This is a genomic window from Deltaproteobacteria bacterium (assembly GCA_016223005.1).
Lineage (GTDB): Bacteria > Desulfobacterota > GWC2-55-46 > UBA9637 > GWC2-42-11 > JACRPW01.
This window is the reverse complement of record JACRPW010000024.1, coordinates 1-7363: the sequence shown is the minus strand read 5'-3', so window position 1 is coordinate 7363 and position 7363 is coordinate 1. Positions and strand designations below refer to the sequence as shown.

Annotated in this window: 12 protein-coding genes; 4 read left to right on the top strand and 8 right to left on the bottom strand. The window is 42.6% G+C overall.

Translation table 11 applies throughout. The features are described from left to right. The coding region (locus tag HZC45_02805) for a PAS domain-containing protein (GenBank protein ID MBI5682088.1) at positions 1-641 on the bottom strand (641 nt) is incomplete at its 3' end. Between the two features lie 73 nt (positions 642-714). On the opposite strand from HZC45_02805, the gene HZC45_02800 reads away from it, so the two are divergent. Next, positions 715-990: a hypothetical protein gene (locus HZC45_02800; protein MBI5682087.1), complete on the top strand. Its 276-nt coding sequence runs from the start codon at positions 715-717 to the stop codon at positions 988-990. Continuing rightward, positions 971-1264, top strand: coding sequence for a type II toxin-antitoxin system RelE/ParE family toxin (locus tag HZC45_02795; protein MBI5682086.1), 294 nt, complete (start codon positions 971-973; stop codon positions 1262-1264). The genes HZC45_02800 and HZC45_02795 overlap by 20 nt, the downstream gene beginning before the upstream one ends. A gap of 64 nt (positions 1265-1328) precedes the next feature. On the opposite strand, the gene HZC45_02790 is transcribed toward HZC45_02795, so the two are convergent. The 3 genes from HZC45_02790 to HZC45_02780 all read right to left on the bottom strand — a co-directional run bounded on the left by HZC45_02790 (position 1329) and on the right by HZC45_02780 (position 2879). Beyond that, entirely contained in the window at positions 1329-1958 is a 630-nt protein-coding gene (locus tag HZC45_02790) for a response regulator (protein ID MBI5682085.1), read from the bottom strand. Positions 1959-1967: 9 nt separating this feature from the next. Further along, positions 1968-2330 (bottom strand): four helix bundle protein, encoded by a 363-nt coding sequence (locus tag HZC45_02785; GenBank protein ID MBI5682084.1) that lies wholly within the window; start codon positions 2328-2330, stop codon positions 1968-1970. 105 nt (positions 2331-2435) lie between these two features. Continuing rightward, the gene (locus tag HZC45_02780) at positions 2436-2879 is read right to left on the bottom strand and encodes a response regulator (protein ID MBI5682083.1); all 444 of its coding nucleotides are present in this window, start codon (positions 2877-2879) and stop codon (positions 2436-2438) included. Between the two features lie 77 nt (positions 2880-2956). On the opposite strand from HZC45_02780, the gene HZC45_02775 reads away from it, so the two are divergent. After that, positions 2957-3166 (top strand): hypothetical protein, encoded by a 210-nt coding sequence (locus HZC45_02775; protein ID MBI5682082.1) that lies wholly within the window; start codon positions 2957-2959, stop codon positions 3164-3166. Next, positions 3150-3419, top strand: coding sequence for a type II toxin-antitoxin system mRNA interferase toxin, RelE/StbE family (locus HZC45_02770; protein MBI5682081.1), 270 nt, complete (start codon positions 3150-3152; stop codon positions 3417-3419). Before HZC45_02775 ends, HZC45_02770 begins: the two co-directional genes overlap by 17 nt. Here HZC45_02770 and HZC45_02765 read toward each other — a convergent pair. The 4 genes from HZC45_02765 to HZC45_02750 all read right to left on the bottom strand — a co-directional run bounded on the left by HZC45_02765 (position 3416) and on the right by HZC45_02750 (position 7279). Next, entirely contained in the window at positions 3416-4345 is a 930-nt protein-coding gene (locus HZC45_02765; GenBank protein MBI5682080.1) for a HAMP domain-containing protein, read from the bottom strand. The genes HZC45_02770 and HZC45_02765 overlap by 4 nt on opposite strands. Before the next feature lie 153 nt (positions 4346-4498). Further along, complete coding sequence (locus HZC45_02760) at positions 4499-4834, bottom strand: hypothetical protein (protein ID MBI5682079.1); 336 nt, start codon at positions 4832-4834, stop codon at positions 4499-4501. Positions 4835-4855: 21 nt separating this feature from the next. Continuing rightward, on the bottom strand, positions 4856-5875 hold the full coding sequence (locus HZC45_02755) for an NrtA/SsuA/CpmA family ABC transporter substrate-binding protein (protein ID MBI5682078.1): 1020 nt from the start codon (positions 5873-5875) through the stop codon (positions 4856-4858). Between the two features lie 63 nt (positions 5876-5938). Further along, positions 5939-7279 (bottom strand): diguanylate cyclase, encoded by a 1341-nt coding sequence (locus HZC45_02750; protein MBI5682077.1) that lies wholly within the window; start codon positions 7277-7279, stop codon positions 5939-5941. Between the last annotated feature and the right edge of the window lie 84 nt (positions 7280-7363).

Below are 7363 nucleotides of genomic sequence, written 5' to 3'. Positions count from 1 at the left end.
ATAAGTTCAAATTCCTCATCAGTGAGTTTGTCGGGTTTATCAAGCAGATGCTCATAAGTCCCGATTTTACCAATATCGTGGAGAGTAGATGCAAGGAGATGACTTGTGATTTCCATCTCCTGTTTTATCTTTTCCTCTGCCATCTTTATCTCTGTTATGTCCTCAAGGATGTGGACTGAATAGAGATATTTGCCTTCAGCAGCCTTTATCGGATAAAACCTTACCTTAAATATACTGTCTGTAGATGGGAGATAAACCTCCTCCTCCTCCTGCAATTCTAATGCCTTCAGGCACATCTTAAATGGTTCGTCCATCTTTGGAAAAACCTCAAAATACTTTTTTCCTATAATCTCATTAAAAGGCATGCCTCCTGCCTCTGCATAAGCCTTATTTGCCCTTACAACCTTAAATTCTTTATCGTGGATAAAGAGAGGGTCAGAGATGGCATCAATAGTCGCTTCCCACTCATTTTTTGCCCTTTCAATATCAGCGGTAGCCTTGTTTAAATCCTCAAGCATTAAGAGCATGGCACTTCTGGCTTCCACATATTCCTGCTCGCGCCCACTTGCCCTTTCAAGTTCTGCATTGATACGGGAGAGTTCGGATTCTAATTCTATTATGCGGTTATTCACATTGTCCATAACATTACATTATTGCCTTGACATAACCATAACTTTAAAGTTACACTTTAGTATAACTTTTAAGGAGGCTGCTATGCGTTTTACTGGTGTAAAAGAACTCAAACACAACACAATGGATATCCTCAAAGAATCTGAAAAAGAGGACATTATTATAACTGCCTATGGCAAACCCACTGCAATACTTCACCATGTAACAGAAGACGACCTTGCTGACTATCTTATTGAAAATGACCCTGCTTTTAGAGCAAGGATAGAAGAATCTGCCGCTGAATATTCGGCTCACGGAGGTATTACAGCCGATGCCCTTATAAAAAAACTGGAAAAACGAAGTGGAACAAAAAAGATTTAAGGTCATATTCAGCCCCTTTGCAGAGCGAGATATTGAAAAACTTGAAGCAGATGATGCCATTCAAATTATTAGAGATATAAAAACCTATTTAGAGGCATCACCACTGCCTTTTGGCAAAACAAGGGTAAAGAAACTCTCTGGTTACAAACCCCCTTTATATCGGCTGCGAAGCGGTAACTTCAGGGCATATTATCAAATCCATTCACAAGAAGTTGTTATTTTAGCCATCACTCACAAAAAAGACAGCGAAAAGATTTTGAAAAAATTACGTTGACGCCTCACTTTGTCGGTAGGAGCAAACTCCTGTTTGCAATTGTATCGTCATCAGGAGATGACTCCTACCGCTTCTCCATCTCCTTAATCGTTTTTTTCAATGCCTCATTTTCATCCCTCAACTCCTTGATTCTGAATTCCCTATTAACTGCTGCCTTTTCAAACCTCACAAGGTAATCCATCTGCTCTGCAATCTTCTTCTCTGCCTGTTTGCGCTTTATCGCCTTGTCAGCCTCTTCCATTGCCCTGTGAACAACAGGTGCAAGCCGGTAAAGACGGTCTTTAAGGACATAATCTGTTGCGCCTTTCTTAAATGACTCAACAGCCCATTCCTCGCCCATTGCGCCTGTAACAAAGATAAAGGGCGCATCTGGAGATTTTTCTTTTGCGATTTCCAGCGCAGAAAGTCCGTCAAAGGCAGGGAGTTTATAGTCAGCAAGGATTATATCAGGGGCAAACTCATCAAGCCCCTTGATAAAATCATCCCTTGTATCCACACGTCTGGATGTAAATGCAATCCCTGCCTTGCGCAGTTCATGCTCGTTTAAATCAGCGTCTGTTGGGACATCTTCAAGCATCAGGATCTTGAGTGAGGAGTTCGGAGAGGGGAGTTTGGGGTTGGGAGTTCGGAGTTCGGAGTTTGGAGTTGGGAGTGAAGAGTTTGGAGAAGAGGGGGCAGAGTAGTTTTTGCTCATATTTGTCTCCTATGATTTTAAAGACTTCATCAGTCCATTGAGCATTTTTGAAAGTTCCACACAACATTCCCGTGACCATTGTTTCTCTTCAGATGGTATGATTTTTTGCCGCCATGAAATTTCTGTAACAGCAATACATTCTCTCACAGACCTTCTTGCTATTTTAAGGAATTGCCTGAACTCTGCTCTGCTCCCTCCGCTCCCTTCTGCAATATTCAGACAGATAGATACTGAGGCCCTTTTAAACTGATCGCTCAAAGAAAACACCTCTGCACGGGGAAAGTTTTTTGTAATGCCATAAACCAGGTCAACATATTCCAGAGCTTTTTGATAAACCTTCAAATTTTCAAAAACAAAATTTTCCTCATTCATCACCTGCCTCCGTTTTAGTTTGGAGTTCGGAGTTCGGAGTTTGGAGTTCGGGGTAATTGTTTCTTATCTTTATCTCCTAACTCCGAACTCCCCACTCCGAACTAACTACACCGGCGGCTTATTGAGCAGCAGCCAGTAAAGCCCCATCTCCGACACCGCCTTGACAAAATCTTCCCACTCCACAGGCTTGCTGATATAACTGTTCACGCCGAATTTGTAACTCTCCGCAATGTCCCTGTCCTCTTTTGATGATGTCAATACCACAACAGGTATCGCCTTTGTCCTTTCATCCGACTTGACCCTGCGGAGGACCTCCTGTCCGTCTATCTTTGGAAGCCTCAAGTCCAGGAAAATCACTTTAGGGCCATTTCCTATTGTGCGTTCGGCATACCCGCCGGCTGCAAATATAAAATCCAGAGCCTCTGCCCCGTCCTTTACCCATACCAATTTGTTGGCAAGATTGTGCTTTTTGAGCGCCCTGATGCAGAGTTCCGCATCTGTCGGGTTGTCCTCAACTAAAAGGATTTCCACTTCGTCAGTCTTTGCCATATCTCATACCTCCTTTGCTCCCGTTTTTTTGTATTGACATGCCGCAGTTTATTTTTTATCATTTTAACATGAAGAGTATGGATATATCCGACATTGATGAAATGCTTCTCAGTCTCCCTGCTAAAAAGATTCAGGCGGTCAGGGATTATGTAGGTTTTCTCATGGAAAAAGAGAAGAAGCATAAGGCGTTTGAAAAAAGGGTGCTTAAGGCTGAAAAGGAACCGGGAATACTGTTTGAAAACGTGGAAGATGCTGTGAAGGCAGTATTTGATGAAACGGAAAATTGAATATTCTCCCGGATATTTAAGGGATGCAAAGAAGATAGCGAAGAAATATCCGCATCTCAAAAAGTCATATACAGAATTACTTGATAAACTCTCCAATAACCCCTTTAATCCGACCTTGCGCACCCATCCTCTTAAAGGCAATCTTGAAGGAAAATACGCCTGTTCACTCACATACGAATTAAGGGTTGTATTTAAACTATATGACGACATTGTTCATCTCCTTGACATCGGCTCCCATGATGAAGTTTATTAGGTTTGCCTCTTTGGCAGCGTAAAATAAAACACCGCTCCTTCCCCAACCTTTCCCTCTGCCCACACACGACCTCCGTGCCGTGTGATTATCCGTTGGACAATGGCAAGCCCGATGCCTGTGCCTTCAAATTCCCCCATGCTGTGAAGCCTTTGAAAGACACCGAATAGTTTGTCTGCATATTTCGTATCAAAGCCGCAGCCGTTGTCTTTGACATAGTAAATGTTTTGTTCTTTCCCCGCCCCGCCGCTTCCCAGTTTCTCCGCTTCTTCTCCTAAACTTCCTACCTCAATAACCGCCGCATCCTTCTCTCTTGTAAACTTGACAGCATTGGACAACAGGTTTGAGACAACCTGACGGAGCATAGCAGGGTCGCCGTAGGCAGGCGGAAGCGGTTTCACATTAAATTGCAACTTTCTCTCCGGGGCAGATGCCTTGATTTCCGCGTAAACATCGCTTACAAGTTTATCCATGCCAATCTCTGTTATCGTTATCTCTTTGCGCCCCATATGTGAAAAATGAAGGATGTCGTCTATCAACTGCCCCATCTTCTTTGTATTGTCCCTGACAACATTCAAAAGCCTTTTGCCTTCATCGTCAAGTCTGTCCCTGTAATCATCCAGAAGCATATTTGAAAACCCGTCTATTGCCCTGAGAGGCGCGCGGAGGTCGTGGGATACGGAGTAACTGAAGGATTCCAGTTCCTTGCGATATTCATTTAGTCTGCTTACCATCTCATCAAACGCCATGGATAACCAGCCTATTTCATCCTTCGTATTTATCCCCACCCTATAGTCAAGGTTCCCACCCGCAATGATCTCAACCCCTTCGCGGAGATTATAGATATGTCTTGTCAAATTCTCCCCAATAAAAAACAAAACAACTATCAAAACAACTGATAAAATCACAAGAGAGATTATAGTGAACAAATCGACTCTCCTCTGAGCACTTATCACCTTTGTATGATTAAGCAAACTCAGCTGTTGGGCATTGGAAATCATAGTTTGCGCATCTATCAAAATCTGCCCTGCCAATCTATTATGCAACTCTATTGACGCATTAACCCCTCTCATTGCAACAATCTAGGAAAACTTGTCACTGGTTTTTTTATAATCGCGGCGTATCGTCTTTAATATAGCCCGTTCCACCTGACTCTCGAAATCTAGCCGCGTTAGCAGCTTTGCCGTAGAGCCGTATTTTAACTGCCACTGGGCATGCTGCCGTTCTTCTTGATAGAGCAGATATTCGTGCAGTAAAATATTTAGACTAATCATATCCCCGGCCAGCGCATCGGATAAATCGGCTTGTTTCTTATACTCATTAACCTGCCTGGCTGTCAAAAAGAGGCTCAAAATGATTATAAGGGAAAGACCGAGGGGCAATATCCCGGAGATTCTTAGTTTAGTCTTGATTTTCATAACTTATCCCCTGTCACCCAATCACCTGATAATCGTAACCGCCTCAGGCTTCACCGCCTCAAGGCCCTTTAGATAAATAAAATTAAGATAGTTTGGAACCTTTGTCTTATCTGTTAGTTTGCTGTTTATCGCCCACCTGGCTTCATCCTCCAGAATATTAAAAATCACCTGTTTCAGTGAAACAGTAAAATCAAACCCATTCCAGAGGGCAGAAATCTCTGATTCAGAAGATTTCAGTTTGTTCGAAACAATTTTAATCGCCTGATCCGGATGCTCCCTTGCAAACCTTTCTGCCTGCAACAATGACCGCAGCAGTCTATTAATTACCTCTGGTTTATCCTTAATTAAACTATTCAAGGCTATCATTTCTTCTGACAAAAAGTAGATTCCTGGTTCGGCAAAGACTACCGCATTATCTCCTAGTAACCCCTTAGCTTCGCCAATAAATGGTTCTCTCTGGGAAAAGGCGTCAATCTCTCCACTCGCCAGCGCTTCGGGCAGTTCCTCAACCTTTTTGAATGAAAGGTTAACATCTTTCTCGGACAAACCATTTTTTAGAAGAAAGATATGCAGAAAGAAATGCGTTGCTGAGCCTTTTTGTACGGCTATGCGCTTGCCTCTCAAATCCCCTGGCTTTTGAATCCCTTTGTCTTTGCGGGCAATAATCCTCATTAGATCACCTGAAGAACCAATTGAGGCAATAATACTAAAATCCTGTCGCTCAAAGCTTGCAAAGACAATTGGTGTCTCAGCAGTTGATGCCACATCAACTGCTCCAGCAAGCATACCCTCTACAGCGCGCTTACCGCTAGGATATTCTTTTACCGTTACAGCAAGACCCTCTTTTGAGTAAAATCCTTTTTCTGCTGCGATAATAGCAAGCGAGCTTTGCTGCTGAAGTGGAAGGCCAATTCTCACCCTTTCTTTGACCTGACTAAATGAATAGTGACTGTCAAGTATCAGAACCATAATCGTAATGGCAAAGACAACCCCTAACCAGAAAAAGACCCTTCTCTTTTGTGAATGCATTAATTGATGCATACTGTCCTCCTTTGCTTGATAGACGGCTCCTACAGGCTACCCATTTCACCTATATCACCATTTTTATCCCGCTGCCTCAACCCTGTTTCTCCCTTTTTCCTTTGCCATGTACAGCGCATCATCTGCCTTTTTATTAATAACACCCATTGCATCATTCGCATCATCAGGAAATGTTGCGACACCAAGGCTTATAGTCAGATTTCCGCCAGGTTGAGTCTCTTTATGTGGAAAAGGCTGCCCTGCTATGCAGCGTCTTATCCTCTCAGTCAAATCTCTGGCGCCATCTTTACCTGTTTCCGGAAGGATTATAGAGAACTCCTCTCCGCCGTATCTGGCAACCATATCATTTTCCCTTGCATTACTTTTTATGCAACGGGCAACCCCTTTCAAGACATCATCCCCTGCCAGATGACCGTGGGTGTCATTATAATTTTTGAAGTAGTCTATATCGGCTATGATAAGGGAAAGCGGGCGGCCATAACGGTTTGCCCTTTTTATCTCCTCTGTAAGCCTCTCGTAAAAATGCCTGTGATTATATACCCCTGTAAGTCCGTCAGTTATTGAAAGCTCATTTAGTCTTTCATTTAATTCATTCAACTGTCGTGTTCTTTCCTCAACCTTTTTCTCCAAACCCTCGTATGATTCCTGAAGTCTCCGTGTCATCTCATTAAAATCATCTGCCAGAAGGTTCATCTCAACGCCGTCCCTTACATCCACCCTGTAGTCAAGCCTTCCATCTCTTATAAGGGCTGTTCCTTTCTTAAACTCAACTATAGGCTTCATAATAGAATTGATAAAATAATACGCATTTGCCACGATTACAATTACAGTAAGAATGGCGCCTATGAATAATAATATATCTACCCTCTTTTTTATTAAATTGACGGATGTGATATGCCTATTCATCTTTTCCTTTTCAAGTCTTACTACCTTATCAATCTGATATACTATTATGTCATGGATTAGGGCATCCATCTCCTGCATCAGTTGAATCCCCTTTTTATTGCCAACAGGATTTTGTATGGAAAATATTTCAAAGACGATCTTCTTTAAGACAGCATATCTTTCCTTCGCCGCTTTAATAAGTCCTGTTTCATCATTACCCTGTATAAAATCTTCTGCCTGCTCAAATCCCTTTCCAACTTCAGCGTCAATCTGCTGAAACTTACCCCTTTCTTCTTTGAGATTCCCTGTTATCAGATAATCATTGGCAGGCATTACTGCCTGATCCATTGCAACCTGAAGTTCAATCAGGACGCCTAACCTGTGAGCGTCTTCCTTCATGTCCGCCATGCCTTTGAAGAGGATATTCCGGTTATAAATAGCTATTATCCCGAGCAGGAAAAGCAGGATAAATATAGAGCCAATGGTTGCTATTATTTTTGTCTTTATCTTTATTGCCATGGTTTCTCCGGACGGCAACTTTCTGGTAGGAGCAGACTCCTGTCTGCGATTTCTATCGTCATCTGGAGATGACTCCTACCGCCT